The following is a 20623-nucleotide window of genomic DNA, read 5'->3' on the forward strand; positions in this document are numbered from 1 at the left end:
GACGGCCCGGCAGAGGATCCAAGATCATGCTTGAAAAACTCCGGGTCATCTTCAGCATCAAAGAGCTACGGACCAAGATACTCCTGACGCTCGTTTTGCTGGCGATCTATCGGGTCGGCGAACAAATTCCCGTTCCGGGGATCAACACCGAGAAGATGAGCGCCGTTTTCGGCCAGCAGGCGGCCGGAGGGTTGCGCGATCTTTTGGATCAAGTGACCGTATTCGCCGCCAGCCGCCTGGATCAGGCAACGATCTTCGGCTTGGGCATCATGCCCTATATTTCGGCGTCGATTATTTTTCAATTGCTCGCGACGGTTTACCCTCCCCTGGAGAAACTGCAAAAAGAGGGACCCGCCGGATACAAGAAGATCAATGAGTACACGCGATACGCCACGGTCGCGATTTGCCTGGTACAAAGTTATGTCTATGTCGCCATGCTCGTCGGTCGAGGCTTGGTAAGACCGGAGTACACCTACGCCGACGGAGGCAGCGTTTATACGTCTTGGATCGTCATGGCCGTCCTGACCATGACGGCGGGGACGACCTTCCTAATGTGGCTTGGGGAGCAAATCGATGAGTACGGCATTGGCAACGGTATCAGTTTGCTGATCATGGCGAGTATCCTGGCTCGCATGTTTCCCTCTTTGTATCAAGAATTGCGCCCCGTGTTCGACGAGGGGCTGGAGTTGAGCGGTGCCGGCGGAAAAATCGGCGCGGACACTTTGTTGATACTTATGTCCCTATTCGTGGCCGTCGTTGCCGGAGTCATCTTCATCACCCGAGGCCAACGCCGCATCATCACGCAAAGCGCCAAACACGTTCGAGGGCGAAGGGTTTACGGTGGAGCGCGTGATTATTTGCCGTTGCTCGTGAACCAAGCCGGCGTCATGCCTATCATCTTCGCGAGCAGCTTGCTTCTGTTTCCCTTGGCTCTATTTCAATCGTTGGCCAACATGTATCCGCAATCGGCGGTTTTGACCGGCCTGGCCGACGTCTTTCACCGCGGCGACGGCTTCTGGTATAACGCCATGTACATCGGCCTGATCTATTTCTTCTGTTATTTTTGGACGGCCATTACGTTCAATCCCAAGGATATCGCCGACCGTCTCAAGGATAACGGCAGCATCATCATGGGGCATCGGCCCGGGCGGCGAACCGCGGAATACCTGGAAAAGGTCATGGTGCGGATCACTTTCGTGGGTGCCGGTTTCCTCGCGGCAGTCGCGATCATACCGACGATCGTAGCCGACTGGATGGGCGTCAATTACCAGATCGCGCAGTTTTACGGGGGCACCAGTCTCCTCATCGCCGTGAGCGTGGCCTTTGATCTCGTCCAAAAGATCGACAGCCATATTGTTATGAGAAACTACAAAGGGTTATTGGAGGCCTGACAAAGATAGAGGAAACGCCGCGATTTCCGCGGGCGAGAGGCGGGCGTGACGCGTTGGAAAGTGCTCTCGGGGGTAAGAAGGCCTGCGGACGTCAAGGCCTGACCTCGTCCGAGATCCGGCGTTTCGTTTCCGGGATACCATGGTCGCGTTTCGCTGGCAATTTCGGCGGGGCGACAATCGATCGGGGGGGACCAGTGATGCGATTGGTGTTTATCGGACCGCCGGGCGCGGGGAAAGGTACTCAGGCGGCCAAAATCGTCGATCGGTACCACATCGCGCACCTTTCGACCGGCGACATGCTCCGGGCCGCAAGGGACGCGAGGACCCCCGTCGGTTTGAAGGCGGAAGAGTTCATGTCCAAGGGAGAATTGGTCCCGGACGACGTGATTATCGAAATCATTCGTGAGCGATTGCAGTCGCCGGATTGCGGTGACGGCTATTTGTTGGACGGCTTCCCGAGAACGCTCGGACAGGCCGAGGCGCTGGATGCGATGTTGGCGGCATCCGGAACGCCGCTGGATGTCGTCTTGGAGCTGCGGGTCCCCGAGGAAGAATTATTCCAGCGGCTGTCGCGGCGCGGCCGGGCAGATGACAAGCCCGAGGTGATTCGACAGCGACTCGTAGCCTATCGCAATCAAACCGAGCCGCTGCTCAACTACTATCGGAATAGGCAGTTGCTGAGGTCGGTGGAAGGCGTCGGTACGGTGGAAGAAATCTTCGAACGGCTGGTCACGGTTCTCGATGCCGTATCCCAATCGTAGGCGAAGCCTTCGTTGATCGAGGGGAGTTGGACGGGTGGTGACGCTGAAGACCCGCGCAGAAATCCTCAAAATGCGGCATGCCGGGTTCCTGGTGTGGAAAGCGCACCAACGGGTTCAGTCCCTGATTCGGCCGGGTATTACAACGCGTGATCTGGACGCGGCAGTCGAGGAGTTCTTCGAATCACAGGGAGCCGAGGGGTTGTTCAAGGGAGTGCCCGGCCGGGTACCGTACCCAGCCGTGACGTGTATTTCCGTGAACGAGGAGGTGGTACACGGAATTCCCGGGCCACGCGTCATCCGGGAGGGAGACATCGTCAGCGTTGATACCGGTTGTCGTTTGGACGGTTGGTGCGGGGACGCGGCCGTCACGTATCCCGTGGGAACGGTCGATCCGGAAAAAATGCGGTTGCTCCAGGTGACCAAAGCAGCCTTGGATCTGGCCATCGAGTTGCTGCCCAAACGGAAGTACTGGAGCGAAGTTGCGGCGGCGATGGAGCAATACGTCAAGAAAGAGGGATTCACGGTCGTTGAAGCGTTTGTCGGCCACGGCATCGGGAGAAAGATGCACGAGGAGCCGCAGGTACCCAATTTCGTGAACGCCCAATTCGTCCAAAACGGCGACTTTCGGCTCCAGCCGGGTTTGGTCCTGGCGATCGAGCCGATGGTCAACATGGGTACGCGAAACGTTCGCTTGAAGAAGGATTTTTGGACGCAGGTTACGGCGGACGGCCGAGCCAGCGCCCACTTTGAGCACACGGTGGCCCTGACCGAGAAGGGGGCCTACGTCCTTACCGGGCCTGCATGCCCGATGGATGCGGAAATGGGCTTCTCAGCCTGGTGACGGTGCGTCGCCCGACTCCCGTTGTCCCACCGCGTCCGGGGAATCTTGTGCGAAGGCGGAATTATTCTTGCCTGCCCCTTGAGAGGCACGGTCGCTTCCCCATATACTGAAGGATTCCCGGAGACACAACCCGGAGCCAAGAACCGGTTGAGGGTAACGATTATGAAAGTCCGATCGAGCGTCAAGCGATTGTGCGGCAACTGCAAGGTTGTCCGCCGCGCCGGCCGTATCTACGTCATTTGCTCCAATCCACGTCACAAGCAACGTCAAGGATGAGCCGGGCCGTTTAACTTCCGAGCGAGGGGGCCGCGACGTCCCCGCGAGTAGTGTATTTGGGAGATTGGTATGCCGCGTCTGCTGGGTGTTGATATTCCGAATAACAAACCTACCGTGATTTCCCTGCGGTACCTATATGGTATCGGACCGGCCTTGGCGAAAGAATTGTGTTTCAAGGCGGGAATCGATCCTCATGCTCGTGCCGGCGACCTTCGCGAGGATGAACTTGCCAGGCTGGCCACCCTCCTGGACAAGGACTATGTCGTCGAGGGTCAATTGCGACGGCAAATTGCACAAAACGTGACGCGACTGAAGGACATCAACTGTTATCGCGGCATACGGCACCGTAGGGGATTGCCGGTACGAGGCCAGAGAACGCGCACCAACGCTCGAACGCGCAAGGGGCCGCGGAAGACCGTAGCCGGCAAGAAGGGCGTCAAGGACCTGCGTTAACGGCAGACGAAACTGCTGCTGTTCGGAAGGAGTGACCGAGTCGCGGCGAATGGGAGATTCGGTAACGGACTTCAGAGATAAAAGCGAGATATCTTGATTTGCGTGTAGGAGAACAAAAGGCGTGGCCAAGGCAAGCGGTAAACGGAAGAAGGCGCGGCGTCATGTGACCATGGGGATCGTCCACATCAAGACGACCTTCAACAATACCATGGTGACCGTGACGGATGTGAAGGGCGAGACGTTGTGCTGGGCCAGTGCGGGGACCTCCGGGTTCAAAGGCAGTCGGAAGAGCACGCCGTTTGCCGGCCAGATGGCCGCGCAGCAGGCTGCCGAAAAGGCCATCAAAATGGGGGTCAAGGAAGTAGACGTCAAAGTGAAGGGCCCCGGCAGCGGCCGCGAGAGCGCCATTACGGCCTTGCAAACCGCCGGCCTGAGCATCAAGTCCATCGAGGATGTCACGCCGTTGCCGCACAACGGTTGTCGTCCGAGAAAGCGGCGTCGGGTGTGAACGCGGCGAACGTATCGCGGTAGTCGTTATGAATTGGAGTTGGGCATCGCCTCGCGGGCGGGATCGTTTGCAGTCCGGTTCGGAATCATTAACTAGTGAATTGTTTTGGGGATAACGCAGGATGGGTCGTTTCACAGGACCGGTGTGCCGTTTGTGTCGACGAGAAGGAATCAAGTTGTTCCTCAAAGGGACGCGGTGCGATACCGAAAAATGCGCGTTCGAGCGTCATCGTGCCTCACCGGGTATGCAAGGATCCATGCGAGGGAAGCCGACGGATTACGCGATGCACCTCCGCGAGAAGCAAAAAGTCAAACGCTACTACGGGGTGCTGGAACGCCAATTCCGGAGGTATTTCGACATCGCCTCGCGGTCCTCGATCAACACGGGCGAAGTACTCATGTCCCTGTTGGAGCGGCGACTGGATAACGTCGTCTACCGCCTCGGGTTCGGGCTTTCGCGCTCGCAAGCACGCCAGATCATCCGCCACGGCCACATCCTCGTCAACGGAAAACGAGTCGATATCCCGAGCTATCTGGTGCATCCGGGAGACGTCGTGTCTGTGAAAAACCGCCCCAAGAGTCTTCAGGTCGTTCAGGCCAGCCTCGCGGAGCGTCAACAGGACGTGCCGGATTTCTTGAATCTGGTCACCGGCCAAGTCCCCGAGGGGCACGTTTTGAGAGAGCCTACCTTGGATGACGTGGGTATTCCGGTGCAACCTCAATTGATCATCGAGTTCTGCTCGAGGTAGCGGGGGCGATGCCCTATTGTGACCGGTAGTAGAACCCGCGGAGGTGCTGAAAGATGCGAGTAAAATGGCGCGGACTGGAGCTGCCCAGTCAGGTCACCTGCGATAAGAGTACCTTAACGGATCGTTATGGTAAATTCGTGGTCGAGCCGTTCGAGCGCGGTTTCGGTACTACCATCGGAAACAGTCTGCGGCGCATCCTCCTCTCTAGCTTGGAAGGGAGCGCCGTAACGCGGGTCAAGCTTCAGGGAGCATTGCACGAGATCACGTCGCTCCCCGGCGTGGTCGAAGATGTGACCGATATCATCCTCAACGTGAAATCGCTTGTGGTTCGCAACCACAGTATGCAGCCCCGCATTCTGCGTATCAATCGCAATACGCGAGGGGTGGTAACGGCGGCCGATATCGAGCCGGACGCCCAGGTTGATGTGATCAATCGCGATCTGGTTATCGCAACGCTGACCGAAGACGTCCCGTTCGTGATGGAAATGGTCGTCGAGAACGGCCGCGGTTATGTGCCCGCTTCGGAGCATACTCCTCAGATATCCGAAATCGGCATCATTCCCGTCGACGCCGTGTTCAGCCCGGTCGTCAAGGTCCGTTACGAAGTCGAGGAGACTCGTGTAGGGCAAAAGACCGACTACGACAAACTGACCCTCGAGATTTGGACCGACGGTTCGATCGATCCCGAGATGGCCTTGGTGGAAGCTGCTAAGATTTTGAGGAAGCATCTGAACCCGTTCGTTCAATATCAAGAGCTCGGCCCGAAGGTTTTTGCCAACGGCAAGAGCGGTGCGACGGACTCTGCGCTGGAAGCCAAGCTCAACATGCCGATATCCGAGCTCAACTTGTCGTCGCGTGCGGAGAACTGCTTACAACACGGCAACATTCTGACGGTTCGGGATCTCGTTTCGAAGACAGAACAGGAGCTTCTGGAGCTGAGGAGCTTCGGCGAAACGACCTTGGCGGAGGTTCGGGAGAAGCTCGCTTCCTTGGGGCTGAGTATCGGCATGAAAATTTCCCTCGGCTCCGCCGGCGTATGAGCAGGATTCCGATTCACTTCGCACGTCAGGCGTCGGCGCGACGGGCGGTACATCGACAAGAGAACTATTTCGCGGCGGGATGAATTGAGCCATGCGACACCGGAAACTGGGAAGAATATTGGGACGCAGCCCCAGCCATCGAAAAGCCCTGCTGAGGAACTTGGCGAGCGCCCTGTTTCTCACGGAAAAAGAGTACCTTTTCGAACACGAAAAGCCGCTTCAGCCGGGCCAAATCGTGACGACGCTCCCGAAGGCCAAGGAAGTCCGTCCTTTGGTGGAACGTTGTATTACGATTGCCAAGAGGGCCTTGCCTGCATTACGCGAGGCGCAAGCCTTGGAACCGACGGCACCGCGGAACTCCGAGGCATGGCGGGCATGGCGGCAAAGCGAAAAATGGCAAGAGTGGAATCGGAAAATGGCCCCCGTCGTGGCCGCGAGACGCCGCGTCGTCCGGATGCTCGGCAGCAAAGAGGCGGCTCAGGTCTTATTCGAACGCATTGCGCCGCGCTTCACGGATCGCCCGGGCGGTTATACGCGGATTCTGCGTCTTGCCAAGCCTCGTGTCGGTGATGCCGGTATCCGTGCCATCTTGGCCCTGGTCGGAAACAACGATCGGCCGAAGAAAAAGCGTCGCGCACCTTCCGTTAAGCCGGAATTCACATCTCAAGATGCGAAACCGTCGTCCAGCGAAGGCAGCGAGACGGAATCCCCTCAAACTACGGCCTGATTCCCAGGCCAGGCCGTGCTTCGTGCGGCCTTCCTTGGAATGTCCGCTACCGCCGCTTAGGTGTGTCTCTCATCGCAAGTGTTACGTCGGGAAACATCGGCCGCCTACGATCGCGTGGGCGGCTTTTTTTCCAGTCGACTCCCGGCGGGGAACCAGCTCGGACGAAAACTGGGGGCAATACGGCGCGCCGTGCGGCGATTCGCGTCTTATCGCCCTTGTCCCGCAGCGGAACCGAGCAACAATGACGGTAGCGGCAACGATGAATTCGGTTTCTCGTGCTCCAGCTTGACTGCGAGTGGTGCGCCATGAACGAGAGTATGAACCCCGGTGAGCATTTCCGCGGCTACCGCTGGGAAGATTTGGCTCAAAGCCCGTTGATGCTTTATTTTGAGGTAACTCAAGCCTGCGATCTGGTGTGCAAGCATTGCCGGGCTTCCGCTCAACCGGAGAGCCACCCTTCGGAACTCGACACGGAAAAGGCGATCGCTTTGCTACGGCAAGCGACGGAGTTCCCTCGCAAACCGAACATCGTTTTCACCGGCGGCGATCCTCTGAAACGCAGAGATATTTGGCGATTACTGGAAACCGCAGTCCAACTGGGACTGAACACGGCCCTCACCCCGTCCGCAACGCCGCTCGCCACGTCCGAGGCCTTGCGTCGCGCGAAGGACATCGGCGTCACAGCGCTTGGTGTCAGCCTTGACGGCGCCGACGCTGTTACGCACGACGGTTTTCGCGGCTGGGAAGGAAGTTTTGCCAGGACGCTCGAAATCCTCGAAACCGCCCGAGACTTGGGCTTCTACATTCAGGTCAACACCACGATCACCCGCCGCAATCATGCTCAGGTCGATGCTTTGGCCGAATTGCTGGCCCGGTACCGGATCGCCATGTGGTCCGTATTCTTCCTGGTCCCCGTGGGTAGAGGGCAAACGGAGGAGCGTATTTCGGCGGAGGAGTACGAAGAGGTTTTCGCCCGGCTTTGGCAACAATCGCTTTCGCGACCTTATGCCGTCAAGACGACGGAAGCGCCGCATTATCGGAGATTTATGCTCCGGCAAGTGGAACAGAACCGAATCCCCCTCGATCGTCGAAAAATCCGTTCGCTGGTCGGAGTAGGGGACGGCCGGGGAATCATGTTCGTCAGCCACCTCGGGGAAATTTACCCCGCCGGATTCTTGCCCGTCTTTTGCGGCCTCTTCCCGAAAGCATCCATTGTGGACGTCTATCAACGGCATCCGGTCTTCCAGGCCCTTCGACAGCCGGACCGATTCCGCGGAAAGTGCGGAAAGTGCGCCTATCGCTACGTCTGCGGGGGAAGCCGGTCCAGGGCCTACGCGGTGACGGGCGATTACCTCGAGTCGGAGCCGGATTGCGTTTACATTTCTGAACCCGACGCAGCCCCCATCCTGCCCGAAACGCTTCGCGTTTGAATCTCTCCGCGATCGCTCACGCCCTTCCTTATTGTCTTGCGACGGCCGTGGAAATAGCGAACGCACCGAGATTGCGCGTGTGCCGTGTAGTGTGAAATATCCCTTGTGGCGCATGAGGCCGTCGGGTACCATCAAGTGCTTAAAAGAGAGAAGGTTTGCGGCCATCCGAGTCGATCGCCGTGGGGGGTACTTCTCCGTTCTTTTCGGCGGCACCTCGCTGCCATACTCTTTGGATGTGACGTCGAGATAGCGATTCGGGCGTTACCCGAGCCTCAATGGACGCGAACGATCAAGTCGTCATCACCGGACTGGGGGTAGTCAGTCCAATCGGGGTAGGCAATCAAGCCTTCCGGCAAAGTCTGCTGGACGGCAGATCGGGAGTGCGGAGGATTCCACTCCCGGGTGGAAATGCCATCCCACATTCGATAGGGGGATACATTCCCGATTTTGACGTCAAGGATCGGGTGCGACCGCGCAAGGCCCTAAAGGTCATGAGCCGCGACATCCAAATGGCGTTCGCGGCCGCCGATCTTGCCGTTCAGGAGGCATGCATTCTCCGCTCGGGCATTGAGCCGAAGCGTCTAGGAATCGTCTTCGGGACGGATCTGATCCCATGCGAATTGGACGAGATCGCTCCGGCGGTGCGTGGTTGCCTTGTCGACGGAGAGTTCGATTTTCGGCGGTGGGGGCGTCGGGCGATGGCCGACCTCTACCCCCTCTGGTTACTCAAGTACTTGCCTAATATGCCCGCCTGCCACATCGGGATAGCCTTGGATGCGCAAGGGCCGAACAACACATTGACCTTAGGCGAGATCTCGGGTCTCTGTGCCGTCGCCGAGGCGGTCCGTGTTATCCAACGAGGGCAAGCGGATGTGATGATTTGCGGCGGAACCGGCAGTCGTGTTCACCCCGCGTTTTGGGCACGATACAAAGCTTATCCTTTATCCCAACGAACTGATGAGCCGGCCGCCGCATGTCGCCCCTTCGATGCCGACCGCGACGGCACGGTCCACGGTGAGGGAGCGGGGGCGATCGTTCTGGAACGCAAACGACACGCCGAAGCCCGGGGGGCCGACATTTACGCAGAAGTCAAGGGGATCGCGAACACATCTCGCCCGGCCGGGCCGGGCACCCGTCTTCTCGCTGAGGCCATTGCCCGCGCTATCCGCTTAGCCCTGGAGGCCTCCGGATTATCGAGCCGCGATATCGGCCACGTGAACGCCCATGGTTTGGGAACCGTAGCCGACGATGAAATGGAGGCCGAGGCAATTCATCGCACCTTGGGGGATGTCCCGGTCACGGCTCCGAAGAGCTACTTCGGAAATCTGGCCGCCGGGGCCGGCGTGGTCGAGCTGGCAGTCAGTCTCTTGGCGATTCGTCACGGATTCGTCCCGCCGACGCTGAACTACAACCGACCGGATCCGAGGTGCCCCGTCCGCGTCGTTCGCGACCGGCCTCTCACCGGCGCGGCGCCTTCGGCCATGGTCCTCAACCACTCGCCGACCGGGCAAGTCGCCTCGCTCGTCGTCGCGTCCCCGTGACGATCTTTTGGAAGAGCAACCGGAGCTTCACTGAATTATTGCGAAGGCGCGGTTTCCTTTCCCGCATCGTCGCCGACTGTGTTGTCAAGTTCCGTGCGCGCGGCAGTTACCAAGTCATCGTCGTACCAATCCGGACCGTCGCCGCTTCCTGAGGTCCAAGCGACGAGGCGGTACAGGAATTCGGCGTAGGCGGGTCCCATTTCGACGAAACCGCCGTCGGGGAGATGCTGGACGATTCGCCCCTGTCCCCAATCCACCATGCCGCCGACCCAATGCGGAGCGACATCGCACGCCAGCGCGGCAGTGCGTCCCTGACCATACTTGCCGACCACCAGGATCGGAGCGACTTCGACCTCGGAGAACTCCAGCTCGTGGACCTTGTCCATGATCCGAAGCCGGGCGCCGACGAGCAACGTCCGCGCTTCCGGTTTAGCGGCCAAACGATTGAACCCGGCAACCACCGGCGGAGAGTCCCAGGGAAGACCATCCACAACAGGATGGCGCCGAATCTGCCGCAGGACGCAGCCTTGGGGGCAATTTACGCGATCGTCATATTGAGCCAAATAGACGGGAAGGACCTTTTCCAAAGGGGTTCCGCGGTACTCACCGGTCCGCCCGAAGTAGCTTTCCCAACCGCCGATCATCAGCAGTCCCGCCCCTTGAGCCACTGCATCGGCAAGCCGAGCCAACTGGACCAACGAGAATCCCGCGGCCGGGTAATCGCTGAGGATGTAGGCCCGAAACCCTCTCGTCACCAAGTCGTCGGGCACTTTGCAGCGACTTGGAACATGTTCGTATTCCAGGCGGGCATGGGCGAGAACCGCGGCCAAATAGCCGGCCGCCCCGCTCAAATCGTCGTCTCCAAGGTAGCAGATCATGCGCCGTATCGTCCGTTGGTTGCTAAATCGGGGTTTCCGTCGTCAAAGCCCCCGGCCGTCGTCGTCACTCCGGCAAGGGTTGATCCTTGGTCTCCGGGGCGAAAGGCAAGACCAAGAGGCCGATGACATAGAAAGCACACATCGTCACGCCGGCCCATCGAATCGGCTCATCGAACCCGGCAAAAACGATTCCGCTGAGAACGCCGAGCATGGCCGGGCCGGCCGCCGAAACGTATCGCCCGATGTTGTAGCACATACTCGTTCCCGTGCTTCGCAGGCGGGTCGGGAACAGTTCGGGGAAGTAGATCGCGTAGCCGCCGAATACGGAAAGTTGGCAGAAGCCCATCAACGGGGCCAGCCACAGTACGTGATACCATTCCCGAACGAACATGAAGAAGATGACGGTGGCCGCCAAAGCCGCGACGAAAAAGATGGCGAAGGCCGCCCGCCGGCCGATGTTTCCCGCCGCCATGCTGAAGGCGTAGATGCCGAAAAAGGCGCCGATGTTGAACAGCAGGAGCTGAATGCTGCCCCAGCGTGCCACATATCCATCGATTTGCTTGTTTCGCTCGCGAATCCGGTCGATGTGTTGCTGAATGCCGATTTCCGATTCGTCGCCTTCTTGCTTCAGCAACTTCGCTCGCCTTTCCCGATCTTCCGCGGATTGCGATTTACGCTTGCCGTCCAATCGCGCCAGCGGCGTACCATCGGCGGCTTGAGCCACGTCGAGCAGCTCCAAGGCCGCTTCCGGCGTGACAGGCCGCCCCTGGGCATGAAGCGTCAGGGCCGCTGCGACTAGAAGGGGAACATCGCGGTCCTTAGCGTCGGGAGTAAGTAACGTACGCGGCTGAATTCCGGAGTTAGCGAAGGCACCCACGGCGTCCGGATTGCGGAACAATTGGAGCGTCAAGAGCCGATCCTGCTCGGGCTCGCCTTTCTGGCGATACTCTTGCGTGATTCGGGTACGGAAGATGTTTTGTACCAAATCGACGCCGAACACGCCGATACCCCACAAACCGATTACTCCCGCCGACGCCAAGATGATACCCACGATAGCGCGGTGCCGCCAACGCGGATCTCCGAACAACTCCACGATGGAGCCGGCTTTGTGCTTGCGGGTCTTGCCTTCGGCCACGGCCTGCTTCCACTTCTCCGGTTCTTTGAGCCAAAACATGATCACCACGACGAGAACCGCGGGAAGGATGCCCACGCCGAACATCCAGCGCCAGGGTTGGCTTTGCAGCGTTCCTTGAAGGACCAACCAGGCGAAGAGCATCCCGATCAGACCGGCCGAGATATTCCCGACCGCCGAGAAGGCCTGAAGGAACCCTAGTGCTTTTGCGCGGGCCCGATCCGGCAACGTCTCCGCCACCATGGCGGTACCGAGCCCGAACTGCCCCCCGATTCCTAATCCCGCCAGGAATCGATAGAGTAGGAAGTCCCAAAGGCTGAAGGAAAAAGCGGACAGTCCCGTGAACACCGAGTAGAAAAGGATGGTCAAGATCATCGTCTTGGCACGTCCCAGTCGGTCGCCCATCATGCCGAAGATGATCCCACCGGTAGCCCAGCCGATCAGCATCACGGCCGTCGCCCAACCTGCCGCCTGATTGATCGCTTCCGGTGTGGGCGACGCCAAAAGGTCCTTGACCGCGGACTGCCTCGCGACGTTGAAGAGCTGCTGATCGAACGTATCAAACGCCCAGCCGAGGGTACAGACGATCAACACGAACCATTGATAGCCTGTCAGTATTCGGTACCAGGCTCGACCGTTTTCATCATGCATCGTCGTCTGACCTGAGCTAGTTTGGATCATTCAACTTCTCCCGCAGCCTGGAATCGGCGGATTCAAATCCCCAGTTTGCTGAACATGCGGCACGAATACCGCATGCCCCGCTTCGCTCCAGCGAGCCTAGAGTACTCACAGCCGTCCTCGTTCACGTTACCGAACGGCTATCCGCCCCTCGCTTCGCTCAGAAAATCGGTTGGTCCTTGACCGAACGTCTGCATCCGTTTACGTACAGACAGAGATTATGCCCGGCCCGTCCCGGTATGTCTAGTGTTCCACGTGAGATTAGTCTGAAAACTGCCTTCGAAAGCGGAAGGGCTGTTGCGAAGTGGGGCTTGACTGTATGACACGTCTCCGCGTATCTGTCGTCTCTGCCCAATGGGGGGCCATCCACGTTTCAGGCCGTGACGAAGCAAGAGGCATCTCCCCCTGGCTGTTCGGTCAAGCGGAAAAAGGTAGAATCATACATAGGAAGTTCCGGGGGTAACGTGGGCGGCATGCGCCTATGCCGACGGCGGATTGTCTAGCGAGAACCTTGATTTTTTCGCCGCCTCGGCGGTTACCAGCTCTGTTCGCCTGCCGAAAGGACTTCCTTGCGTTGCATGCGTCACCGGTCTCGTGACGCCTGTGTGCGCCGGCGAAAGGCTTTAGATCGAGCGGTTTATTGCAGCCCGATGAAGGGTTCAGTTAACCGCCCCTTTGTTCGAGGAGAAAAGAAGAATGATCGTCACCACTTCAGAGCTGTTTCGGCATGCCTACGGGAACTACGCGATCGGTGCGTACAACATCAATAACCTCGAGCAAACGGTGGGGCTGTTTCGCGGGAATTTGGGGAAAATCAAGAAGAATGAGGATCCCGTCGATTGGCAAACGGCCGCTCCTTTCATCTTGCAGATATCCCGCGGCGCGCGATCCTACACCGACAAACGCTTTTTGGAAGCCATGATTCGTGCCGCCGACGAAATTTTCCCGGAATCGGTATTCGCGGTGCATCTGGATCACGGTACCGAGGAGACCTGCTACGACGCCATTGATAGTGGGTTCTACAGCTCGGTGATGATCGACGCCTCCCACGAGCCGTTCGAAAAGAACGTCGAAATCACCAAGCGGGTGGTCGATCGGGCCCACGCGAAGGGGGTGGTTGTTGAGGCCGAATTGGGCCAATTGGGCGGCGTGGAAGAGGATGTCGTGGGCAGCGTATGTCTTACCGATCCGGACCAGGCTGCGAAGTTCGTCGAGCTTACCGGGTGCGATTCGTTGGCCGTGGCCATTGGAACGTCCCACGGGGCGTACAAGTTCTCCGGGCAACAAGCCCTGCGATTGGACGTACTGGAGAAGATTCAAGCCGCTTTGCCCAAGGGATTTCCCTTGGTGATGCACGGCTCCAGCAGTGTTCCGAAGGAGTGGGTGGAACGGATCAACGCGGCGGGCGGAAAACTCGGCACCACCAGCGGTGTTAATGAAAAAGAGTATATCGGGGCCGCCAAGCTAGGCGTCTGCAAAATCAACATCGATACCGACGGTCGCTTGGTCTGGTGCGCGATTTATCGCGAGACGTTCCTCAACCACCCCGAGGATTTCGATCCGCGAACGCCGGGCAAGGCCTTTATGCCTGCGTACGCCGAGTACATTATCCACAAGAACAAGATGCTCGGTTCGGCCGGGCAACTCCAAAACGTGAAAAAGATTCTCAAGTAAGCACCGGCGATCCCCTTCGCTAAGCTGTTTGGGAACGAGCGGCACGCGACTCGGTAGATTTGGTCTGAGCTTCTCCTTTCGGCGTGCGATCATTATCTAAGCTTGGAGCTTTGCCCGACTGAACGGTCGGGCTTTTTTCTTGGACGTCACGCGCGGCGAAGTTGCACGGGCACTGCCGATCGAGCGGCACCCTGCCGTTCGGGTGCGCGAACAAGCGGAGCTTCGCTCGAAACGATGTTTCTCGGCTGAAACATGTTGCTCGGCGCAAACGAGCGTTGCTCTCGAGCGTGAACACGTTCACTTCGTGAAACGTGATGACAATTCCGCTCGCGGCAAAAAGAATCGTCACCCGGGACGGATTTTATTAACTTAAAACCCGCCGTATTAATGACTTACGACTTCACCCTCCTTTAGCTCCGCTACTTCCGCGGCATTTGGCACGGCACGTGCAGATGATGCTTGCCCGTTGGGTTCTCCCAGGGTGGGAAACCTGCAACCACGTGGTTGTGCCGCCGGCCCGCGGTGGGCTGGGGCTTATTCGTTCCTCTTGTCTCCAGTTCAAAGGAGCGACAGAGTGAAGAGTTTCATGTCTCGCGTGTGGCGGGAGGACGAAGGCGTTTTGACCTTCGAATGGATCCTCCTCATTACGGTCCTGGTGATCGGCGTCGTCGGCGGCCTCAGCGCCGTTCGCGATGCGGTGATCACGGAGTTGGGCGACGTGGTTGAAGCGATGATTTCGCTCGACCAGTCCTACTACATCGCGCATCCTTGGGATGTCCAAACTCCTGACTGCGTGGTGGACGGCGCCTCCGACTCCTCGTACACCGACTCGGCCGGCATCGACCAAGGCCGCCTGGCGACCGGCGACATCCCGCAGGACCAGGGCGCGATCGCCGATTGCGGCGACGATGTCGAAGATCCCAGCCTGTGATTGCGTCTGCTGACGGTCGGTTCGACGACGTTCGACCGCACCGTCTCCCGATTGCGGCTCCGCGGTGGGATTCCAACCGGCCGCGGAGCCGACTCATCGGGGCTGCCGCCGGAATCAGTCGGAGCAGCGCCGGGTTTCCCGAACAACACGTGCTTTTCACGATCTTGTCTCAATCCCGTCACAACGGCATCTCGTCATTCTTTGGTAGGTTTTTCCGTAATCGCATTCGCCGTGAAATCGGGGTGTCGTGATCGAAAGGCCCCGTATTCATACACGCCGTGCAGATAGTGGACATAGGAACAGAGGTTTGGCTCATGAGACATCGTTACTCCGCGATTATCCGCTGCTTGAAAGACGACCAGGGCGTGCTCACCTTCGAGTGGATCCTTTTGTTGACGCTTCTGGTCATCGGCATCGTCGGCGGCCTGTCGGCCGTGCGTGACGCCGTGATCTCGGAATTGGGAGACGTCACGGCAGCGGCGGTCCACGTCGACCAATCGTACAGTGTCAGCACCGACGCCACGGGCTGGGGCAACGCGTTCAGTTTTCAGGACACCCTTCCGACCTGCGCGGGCGAGCAGAATCGGCCGACGTCGGGGCGACCGGACCAGGGGCCCGTCGGCGATTGCGGGACCCCGTAACGCAGTCGGCTGACACCCCGGTCCCTCTCGCGGAATTTCGGTTCGACTTGATATTAACGGGAAACGAGTACATCCCATGAAGCGGCATATTTTTCGGCTGTTGACGCGGTTGCGGCAAGAAGACGAGGGGCTGCTGACCTTGGAATGGATTCTGCTTGCAACCTTGATCGTAATCGGGCTGGTAGGAGCATACTCGGCCATCCGCGATGGATTTGTGGATGAATTGGGAGACGTGGCGGAAGCAGTGATTCGAGTCGATCAAAGCTTCCATACCGAGCCGCCCGCGGGCTTGCCCTGTGCCGGCAGTTGGGGAAGCTGGCAAGACGACGATCCCGCCCCGCAAGTAACGCGAGGACGCAATCTCCCTTAGCAGCCTGTTGAAAAACAAAAACGCTTGCACAAGCCGTCGTGGGTGGAAGCCGATTGCAACCGCTACCAGTTGTGCTAGCAAACACTTTTTCAACAGGCTGTTAGATTCGGACATGCGGAAACGGCGGGCATTCGGGCGACAGCCGTCGTTTTAAGCGGTTTCAAAGCGACGTGAATTCAACGAGGATTCGGATGATCGGGTTTTTGCTGGTAACAGTCGCGGTGTTCGCGGTCACGGGAGCGGCTGCTTTTACCGATTGGAAGATGCGACGGATTCCCAATGGGATCACCGTTCCGGCGGCCGTTCTCGGCGTGCTTTACCACGCTTTCTTCCCGAGCGGGTTGGGGATGGCGTTCGGTTTGAGCGGATTCGCCGTCGGCTTTCTGCTGCTGCTTTTGCCCTACATTTTGGGCGGCGGCGGCATGGGCGATGTCAAGCTCCTCGCAGCGCTAGGCAGTTGGCTTGGACCGTATTGGATCCTGGTCGCCTTGGCGGCCGGCACGGTATTTGCGGCCTTACTGGCTCTGGCAATGCTGGTGCTAGGAAAAAGCGTCGCGTGGCAACCCAAGCCGTTGGTAACTTTGGGAACACGTCAAAGCCGTAACCGGCGGCCCAAACGGGCAGTGCCATTCGCGATCCCCTTGGCCCTCGGCACATGGCTGATGATGGGGTTATTCCTGGTTCGCGGCGGGTTTTGAAGTCGGCTTCGCAATCGGCGAGGCATGGGGGACGCGTTCCCGGCTTCGGTACGGTACGAGGTTTGCAATAGAAAACATTTGAGAAATGTCGAGTGCATCGCCCCCGGCAATCAGCTAAGCGATTCCCGGCGTTGTCGAGAGCCTGCTCCTCGCGTTCGTGTCTCGTCGAGTCCGTTGATTTTGGTCAACACAGTGAAGAGGTCCATTGATGAAACGAATCACCCCTGCAAGTGTCACCTTCGTGGTGTTCACCGTCTTGATCGGATTGGCGGCCGCCTATGCGGCGCGTCAATTGAATCGTGCTCCGGAACAGCCCCAAGCCGCCGGTCCGCGTGCGAAAAAGGCCACCATCGTCGTCGCCAAAATCAACCTCCCGCCGTACTCGCGGGTGATCGAGGATTACATCGACACCGTGGAGGTGCCGGCTGACAAGGTTCCCGAAGGCGCTTTGAAAATCAAATCGCGTGCCCTCTACCGCCTGGTTCGGAGTACCGTGATGGCGGGACAGCCGATCCGCGAGGACGACTTGTATGCCGTGGGCGAACTGCCCCTCTTGTCCGAGCGACTGCCTCCGGGTCACAAGGCCGTGACGCTGGCGGTGGACGCGAAGGCGGCCTTGAACGGCATGATTCAACCGGAGAGCCTGGTGGACATCACGCTCACCGTCAAAAACGATCACCCGGAAATCGGCGGACTGGCCACGCTCACGCTACTGCGCCACGTTCGTGTGCTGGCGACCAGTCGCAATCGATTTCCGGCCAGCGAGGATCGGCCGGGCGACCTGCGAAACATCACCGTGGCCGTCTCGTCGGAAGATGCCAACAAGCTGATCCTGGCCCAGCAATATGGAACCCTGAGCGTCGTTCTGTGCAGTAAAGAGGACGGCATCAACCCGGATGGCGCGCCGGTAATCCCGGCGTCTGCATCCGCCGGAACGGAGGATCTGGTTCCCCAGCCCGATCCATTGACCTCCAATCTCTCCGGCCAAGATCAAGATATGGTCAACATCAATACGCTCCTCGGATTGCGGCCTGTGGAAATCAAACCGCAAGAGAAGCCTGTCCCGAAGACGGCACAGATTTGGCGAGGTAACAGCGTGGAGGAAGTGACGTTTGCCGGATGGCAGGTCCAGGAGGCCGAAAACGCCACGCTTGTGGCGGAAGGCAAGAAGGCGGCCCCGATGCTAATCACTCCGAGCGGCACCGGCCGGTCGGAGGTGAATGCCGCCGGCGGCAACGCGGAAGCCGACTGCCCGGCTTGCGAAAAGAAGCGGCTGAAGGAAGCCGCCCGGGAGACGCAGGCCGCCGCCGATGCCGGTGTTCCCAATTCGCATCAGGGAGGCAACGCGATGTTGCCTACGGCGATCGGCCGAGCTGGTTAAATCCGCGGGATCCACAGCCGGAAACTCTCTATCCGGGGGGCGTTCGGCGGAAGAACGCATTGAAAAAGGCATGTTAGCAAATCCTAACATCATCGGCACAATACTTGCACCATTTGACCGTGAGGATAGGCGTCTGGGTCTGCGAGGAAACCGGCGACCGGCGAACGAACCTCTTTGGCAGCGCACCAACGGGCAAGAGCAGCTATGAATTTTCTGCGAAGAAATCGCGAAGATAAGTGCAACGGAAGTCCGCATCCTGCGGCGGTCACGTTGGTTTCTCCCGATGCCCGGGAGACGGACTTCCAGCGGCTCAAGACTCGCATTCATCGCGAGGTCTTGGAATCACTGGATCTTTCGCGTTTGGCCAAACTGGATGAGGCGGAACTCCGCCGACACGTCCGCAACCTAACCGAAAGCTACCTCCGTTCGCGTCCCGACGTCGTAGATTCCGTCGACGAAGATCGCCTGCTCGAGGAATTGATCGCTGAATCGTTCGGGCTGGGACCTTTGGAGCCGTACATGCACGACCCGGATGTCACCGATATCCTGGTCAACGGCCCGTACGAGGTCTATGTGGAACGCTTGGGACGTTTGCAGGCCACCAACACCGTGTTCGCGGATGAAGAGCACTTGCTACAAATCATCCAGCGAGTCGTTTCGCGGGTGGGCAGACGCATCGACGAGCAAAACCCGATGGTGGATGCTAGGTTGCCGGACGGTTCCCGCGTCAACGCCGTCATTCCCCCGTTGGCGTTGAACGGGCCGATCCTGTCCATCCGACGCTTCGGGCACGAGCGCTTGCAAGCACAGGACCTGCTTCGCACGCAATCCATATCCCGGCCGATGCTCGATTTTCTGCGGGCGGCGATAGAGGGACGCGTCAACATCGTGATCAGCGGTGGAGCCGGTTCCGGAAAAACCACGCTCTTAAACATACTCTCCGCCTATATTCCGGCCCACGAGCGGCTGGTCACGATCGAGGATTCCGCGGAGTTGCGACTGCAACGCAAGCACGTCGTGAGTTTGGAGACGAGGATCGCCAATGCCGAGGGTCGGGGCGAAATCACGCCTCGCGACCTGGTCCGCAATGCGTTGCGAATGCGGCCCGACCGCATCATTCTGGGCGAGGTGCGCGGAGCCGAAGCCTTGGACATGTTGCAGGCCATGAATACCGGCCACGAAGGCTCGTTGACGACGGTCCACGCCAACGACACGCGGGACGCGCTTTCTCGGCTGGAGGTGATGGTCAGCATGGCCGGCTTCGAGCTTCCCGTTTCCGTGGTGCGCCGCTACATCGGCTCGGCCATCACCCTCGTCGTGCATCTGGCGCGGTTGAAGGGCGGTGTACGCCGCGTCATGCGGATATCCGAAATCATCGGCTTCTCCGACGGCGACTACCGGCTCCAGGAGCTTTTCGGCTTCCGGCAGGAAGGCGTCGACGAGGAAGGTGCCGCCAAAGGCCGATTCTATTGCACCGGAAACATGCCGAAACTTGCCGCACGGCTGGAAGAGCAGGGGATTACCTTGCCGGCCGCCCTGTTTGAAAAGGGCAGCGCCCGCTGTGACGAAATAGACGCCGAAACGAAAGTGGAGATCTCTCGATGACGTTCGATCTCTTCAGCACGATCCTCGCTTTTTCGGCCGTTACGACTCTGCTCCTGGTGATCATCCTTACCGTGCGCGACCTGCTATACGGAAGGCGCGGAGGGGGCGACAACACCGACCGGGCGGAAATTTTGTACGTGCCGCCCGAAAAAGCCGGACGCACCGCGCTGGATCGCTGGTTCTATACCTTGCTGGAAACATCGGGCAGCTCGCTGGATCGGACCACGGCCGCCCTGATTCCCGCCGCCGGCGCCCTCCTCGGAGCCGGGATCCCCGTCGTCCTTTTCGACAGCATCCCGCTGGGTTTGGGCGGAACGCTGCTGGGGGCCGTCTTGCCGGTCGCTTGGTGGCAGTTTTGCGCTTGGCGCCGGCAAGCCGCCATGCGGAAACATCTGCCCGAAGCGCTCGATTTCATGGCGGATGCGGTGCGTGCCGGCTTGTCCCTGGAAAAAGGGATGGAGTTGGTAGGGCGAGAGGCTCGGCCGCCCATCCGAGACGAGTTTCGCATGTGTGCCTCCCAATTGTCGATGGGATATCCGCCTTTTACGGTCCTGCAACGGGCGTCGCGGCGGGTTCCCATCCCCGAATTCCGGATCTTCGCCACGGCGGTGTTAGTTCACCGCAAGAGCGGCGGCGATCTCGCCCTGCTGGCCCAACGTTTGGCGCAGGCGGCTCGTGAGCGTGCCGAATTCCGCGGACACATGAAGGCGGTCACTGCGGGAAGCCGGCTTTCCGTGATCGGACTTACGGTCGGTACCTTGATCGCTTGCGGCATCCTGGCCTCCACACGGCCGGAATACCTGCAACAGTTCCTGGCCGATCCTTCGGGGCCGTCGTTGCTGGCGGCGGCGGCAGGTCTGCAAGTCCTGGGGCTGCTGTGGGTCTGGCGCATTCTCCAGGTCAAATACTGAACCAACCG

General features: G+C 59.3%; 21 protein-coding genes. 19 read left to right on the forward strand and 2 right to left on the reverse strand.

Features of this window, described 5'->3' with window-relative positions:
- Window positions 1-26 precede the first annotated feature (26 nt).
- The 11 genes from secY to ACZ5B4_RS05625 all read left to right on the forward strand — a co-directional run bounded on the left by secY (window position 27) and on the right by ACZ5B4_RS05625 (window position 9716).
- A complete protein-coding gene (gene secY, locus ACZ5B4_RS05575; protein WP_464913441.1) occupies window positions 27-1391 on the forward strand; it encodes a preprotein translocase subunit SecY in 1365 nt (454 codons plus the stop codon).
- Between the two features lie 197 nt (window positions 1392-1588).
- A complete protein-coding gene (locus tag ACZ5B4_RS05580) occupies window positions 1589-2152 on the forward strand; it encodes an adenylate kinase (RefSeq protein WP_464913442.1) in 564 nt (187 codons plus the stop codon).
- Between the two features lie 37 nt (window positions 2153-2189).
- Window positions 2190-2993 carry a type I methionyl aminopeptidase gene (gene map / locus ACZ5B4_RS05585; protein ID WP_464913443.1) on the forward strand — a complete coding sequence of 268 codons (804 nt, stop codon included), beginning with the start codon at window positions 2190-2192 and terminating at the stop codon, window positions 2991-2993.
- Between the two features lie 162 nt (window positions 2994-3155).
- Window positions 3156-3269 carry a 50S ribosomal protein L36 gene (gene rpmJ, locus ACZ5B4_RS05590; RefSeq protein WP_464913444.1) on the forward strand — a complete coding sequence of 38 codons (114 nt, stop codon included), beginning with the start codon at window positions 3156-3158 and terminating at the stop codon, window positions 3267-3269.
- A gap of 69 nt (window positions 3270-3338) precedes the next feature.
- On the forward strand, window positions 3339-3722 hold the full coding sequence (rpsM, locus tag ACZ5B4_RS05595) for a 30S ribosomal protein S13 (protein ID WP_464913445.1): 384 nt from the start codon (window positions 3339-3341) through the stop codon (window positions 3720-3722).
- Between the two features lie 121 nt (window positions 3723-3843).
- The gene (gene rpsK / locus ACZ5B4_RS05600) at window positions 3844-4230 is read left to right on the forward strand and encodes a 30S ribosomal protein S11 (protein WP_464913446.1); all 387 of its coding nucleotides are present in this window, start codon (window positions 3844-3846) and stop codon (window positions 4228-4230) included.
- 121 nt (window positions 4231-4351) lie between these two features.
- Complete coding sequence (gene rpsD, locus ACZ5B4_RS05605; RefSeq protein ID WP_464913447.1) at window positions 4352-4978, forward strand: 30S ribosomal protein S4; 627 nt, start codon at window positions 4352-4354, stop codon at window positions 4976-4978.
- 53 nt (window positions 4979-5031) lie between these two features.
- The gene (locus tag ACZ5B4_RS05610) at window positions 5032-6018 is read left to right on the forward strand and encodes a DNA-directed RNA polymerase subunit alpha (RefSeq protein ID WP_464913448.1); all 987 of its coding nucleotides are present in this window, start codon (window positions 5032-5034) and stop codon (window positions 6016-6018) included.
- Between the two features lie 91 nt (window positions 6019-6109).
- Complete coding sequence (locus ACZ5B4_RS05615) at window positions 6110-6745, forward strand: bL17 family ribosomal protein (protein WP_464913449.1); 636 nt, start codon at window positions 6110-6112, stop codon at window positions 6743-6745.
- Window positions 6746-7050: 305 nt separating this feature from the next.
- Window positions 7051-8175 (forward strand): TIGR04053 family radical SAM/SPASM domain-containing protein, encoded by a 1125-nt coding sequence (locus ACZ5B4_RS05620; RefSeq protein ID WP_464913450.1) that lies wholly within the window; start codon window positions 7051-7053, stop codon window positions 8173-8175.
- A gap of 275 nt (window positions 8176-8450) precedes the next feature.
- Window positions 8451-9716: a beta-ketoacyl-[acyl-carrier-protein] synthase family protein gene (locus tag ACZ5B4_RS05625; RefSeq protein ID WP_464913451.1), complete on the forward strand. Its 1266-nt coding sequence runs from the start codon at window positions 8451-8453 to the stop codon at window positions 9714-9716.
- Window positions 9717-9751: 35 nt separating this feature from the next.
- Here ACZ5B4_RS05625 and ACZ5B4_RS05630 read toward each other — a convergent pair whose 3' ends face one another.
- Entirely contained in the window at window positions 9752-10594 is an 843-nt protein-coding gene (locus ACZ5B4_RS05630) for a glutamine amidotransferase (RefSeq protein ID WP_464913452.1), read from the reverse strand.
- Window positions 10595-10658: 64 nt separating this feature from the next.
- Window positions 10659-12407, reverse strand: a complete 1749-nt coding sequence (locus ACZ5B4_RS05635; protein ID WP_464913453.1) for an MFS transporter — start codon at window positions 12405-12407, stop codon at window positions 10659-10661.
- A gap of 693 nt (window positions 12408-13100) precedes the next feature.
- Here ACZ5B4_RS05635 and ACZ5B4_RS05640 point away from each other — a divergent pair.
- The 8 genes from ACZ5B4_RS05640 to ACZ5B4_RS05675 all read left to right on the forward strand — a co-directional run bounded on the left by ACZ5B4_RS05640 (window position 13101) and on the right by ACZ5B4_RS05675 (window position 20615).
- Window positions 13101-14078: a class II fructose-bisphosphate aldolase gene (locus tag ACZ5B4_RS05640; protein ID WP_464913454.1), complete on the forward strand. Its 978-nt coding sequence runs from the start codon at window positions 13101-13103 to the stop codon at window positions 14076-14078.
- A 574-nt stretch (window positions 14079-14652) separates the two neighbouring features.
- On the forward strand, window positions 14653-15009 hold the full coding sequence (locus ACZ5B4_RS05645; protein WP_464913455.1) for a hypothetical protein: 357 nt from the start codon (window positions 14653-14655) through the stop codon (window positions 15007-15009).
- 314 nt (window positions 15010-15323) lie between these two features.
- Window positions 15324-15650, forward strand: a complete 327-nt coding sequence (locus tag ACZ5B4_RS05650; protein WP_464913456.1) for a hypothetical protein — start codon at window positions 15324-15326, stop codon at window positions 15648-15650.
- A gap of 76 nt (window positions 15651-15726) precedes the next feature.
- A complete protein-coding gene (locus tag ACZ5B4_RS05655; protein ID WP_464913457.1) occupies window positions 15727-16020 on the forward strand; it encodes a hypothetical protein in 294 nt (97 codons plus the stop codon).
- A 191-nt stretch (window positions 16021-16211) separates the two neighbouring features.
- Complete coding sequence (locus tag ACZ5B4_RS05660; protein WP_464913458.1) at window positions 16212-16718, forward strand: A24 family peptidase; 507 nt, start codon at window positions 16212-16214, stop codon at window positions 16716-16718.
- Between the two features lie 208 nt (window positions 16719-16926).
- The gene (cpaB, locus tag ACZ5B4_RS05665; RefSeq protein ID WP_464913459.1) at window positions 16927-18099 is read left to right on the forward strand and encodes a Flp pilus assembly protein CpaB; all 1173 of its coding nucleotides are present in this window, start codon (window positions 16927-16929) and stop codon (window positions 18097-18099) included.
- 204 nt (window positions 18100-18303) lie between these two features.
- A complete protein-coding gene (locus ACZ5B4_RS05670) occupies window positions 18304-19704 on the forward strand; it encodes a CpaF family protein (protein ID WP_464913460.1) in 1401 nt (466 codons plus the stop codon).
- A complete protein-coding gene (locus tag ACZ5B4_RS05675; protein WP_464913461.1) occupies window positions 19701-20615 on the forward strand; it encodes a type II secretion system F family protein in 915 nt (304 codons plus the stop codon). Before ACZ5B4_RS05670 ends, ACZ5B4_RS05675 begins: the two co-directional genes overlap by 4 nt.
- Window positions 20616-20623: the final 8 nt, after the last annotated feature.

Source organism: Thermogutta hypogea, from assembly GCF_055386265.1.

Excerpts from the sequence above, each read along its gene's own strand:
- ACZ5B4_RS05650 (WP_464913456.1), top strand. The coding sequence starts at position 15,324 with ATGAGACATCGTTACTCCGCGATTATCCGCTGCTTGAAAGACGACCAG.
- ACZ5B4_RS05635 (WP_464913453.1), bottom strand. The coding sequence starts at position 12,407 with ATGATCCAAACTAGCTCAGGTCAGACGACGATGCATGATGAAAACGGT.
- ACZ5B4_RS05580 (WP_464913442.1), top strand. The coding sequence starts at position 1,589 with ATGCGATTGGTGTTTATCGGACCGCCGGGCGCGGGGAAAGGTACTCAG.
- ACZ5B4_RS05640 (WP_464913454.1), top strand. The coding sequence starts at position 13,101 with ATGATCGTCACCACTTCAGAGCTGTTTCGGCATGCCTACGGGAACTAC.
- ACZ5B4_RS05675 (WP_464913461.1), top strand. The coding sequence starts at position 19,701 with ATGACGTTCGATCTCTTCAGCACGATCCTCGCTTTTTCGGCCGTTACG.
- ACZ5B4_RS05610 (WP_464913448.1), top strand. The coding sequence starts at position 5,032 with ATGCGAGTAAAATGGCGCGGACTGGAGCTGCCCAGTCAGGTCACCTGC.
- ACZ5B4_RS05620 (WP_464913450.1), top strand. The coding sequence starts at position 7,051 with ATGAACGAGAGTATGAACCCCGGTGAGCATTTCCGCGGCTACCGCTGG.
- rpsM (WP_464913445.1), top strand. The coding sequence starts at position 3,339 with ATGCCGCGTCTGCTGGGTGTTGATATTCCGAATAACAAACCTACCGTG.
- ACZ5B4_RS05655 (WP_464913457.1), top strand. The coding sequence starts at position 15,727 with ATGAAGCGGCATATTTTTCGGCTGTTGACGCGGTTGCGGCAAGAAGAC.
- ACZ5B4_RS05625 (WP_464913451.1), top strand. The coding sequence starts at position 8,451 with ATGGACGCGAACGATCAAGTCGTCATCACCGGACTGGGGGTAGTCAGT.
- ACZ5B4_RS05630 (WP_464913452.1), bottom strand. The coding sequence starts at position 10,594 with ATGATCTGCTACCTTGGAGACGACGATTTGAGCGGGGCGGCCGGCTAT.
- ACZ5B4_RS05670 (WP_464913460.1), top strand. The coding sequence starts at position 18,304 with ATGAATTTTCTGCGAAGAAATCGCGAAGATAAGTGCAACGGAAGTCCG.
- secY (WP_464913441.1), top strand. The coding sequence starts at position 27 with ATGCTTGAAAAACTCCGGGTCATCTTCAGCATCAAAGAGCTACGGACC.
- cpaB (WP_464913459.1), top strand. The coding sequence starts at position 16,927 with ATGAAACGAATCACCCCTGCAAGTGTCACCTTCGTGGTGTTCACCGTC.
- ACZ5B4_RS05615 (WP_464913449.1), top strand. The coding sequence starts at position 6,110 with ATGCGACACCGGAAACTGGGAAGAATATTGGGACGCAGCCCCAGCCAT.
- rpmJ (WP_464913444.1), top strand. The coding sequence starts at position 3,156 with ATGAAAGTCCGATCGAGCGTCAAGCGATTGTGCGGCAACTGCAAGGTT.
- rpsD (WP_464913447.1), top strand. The coding sequence starts at position 4,352 with ATGGGTCGTTTCACAGGACCGGTGTGCCGTTTGTGTCGACGAGAAGGA.
- ACZ5B4_RS05660 (WP_464913458.1), top strand. The coding sequence starts at position 16,212 with ATGATCGGGTTTTTGCTGGTAACAGTCGCGGTGTTCGCGGTCACGGGA.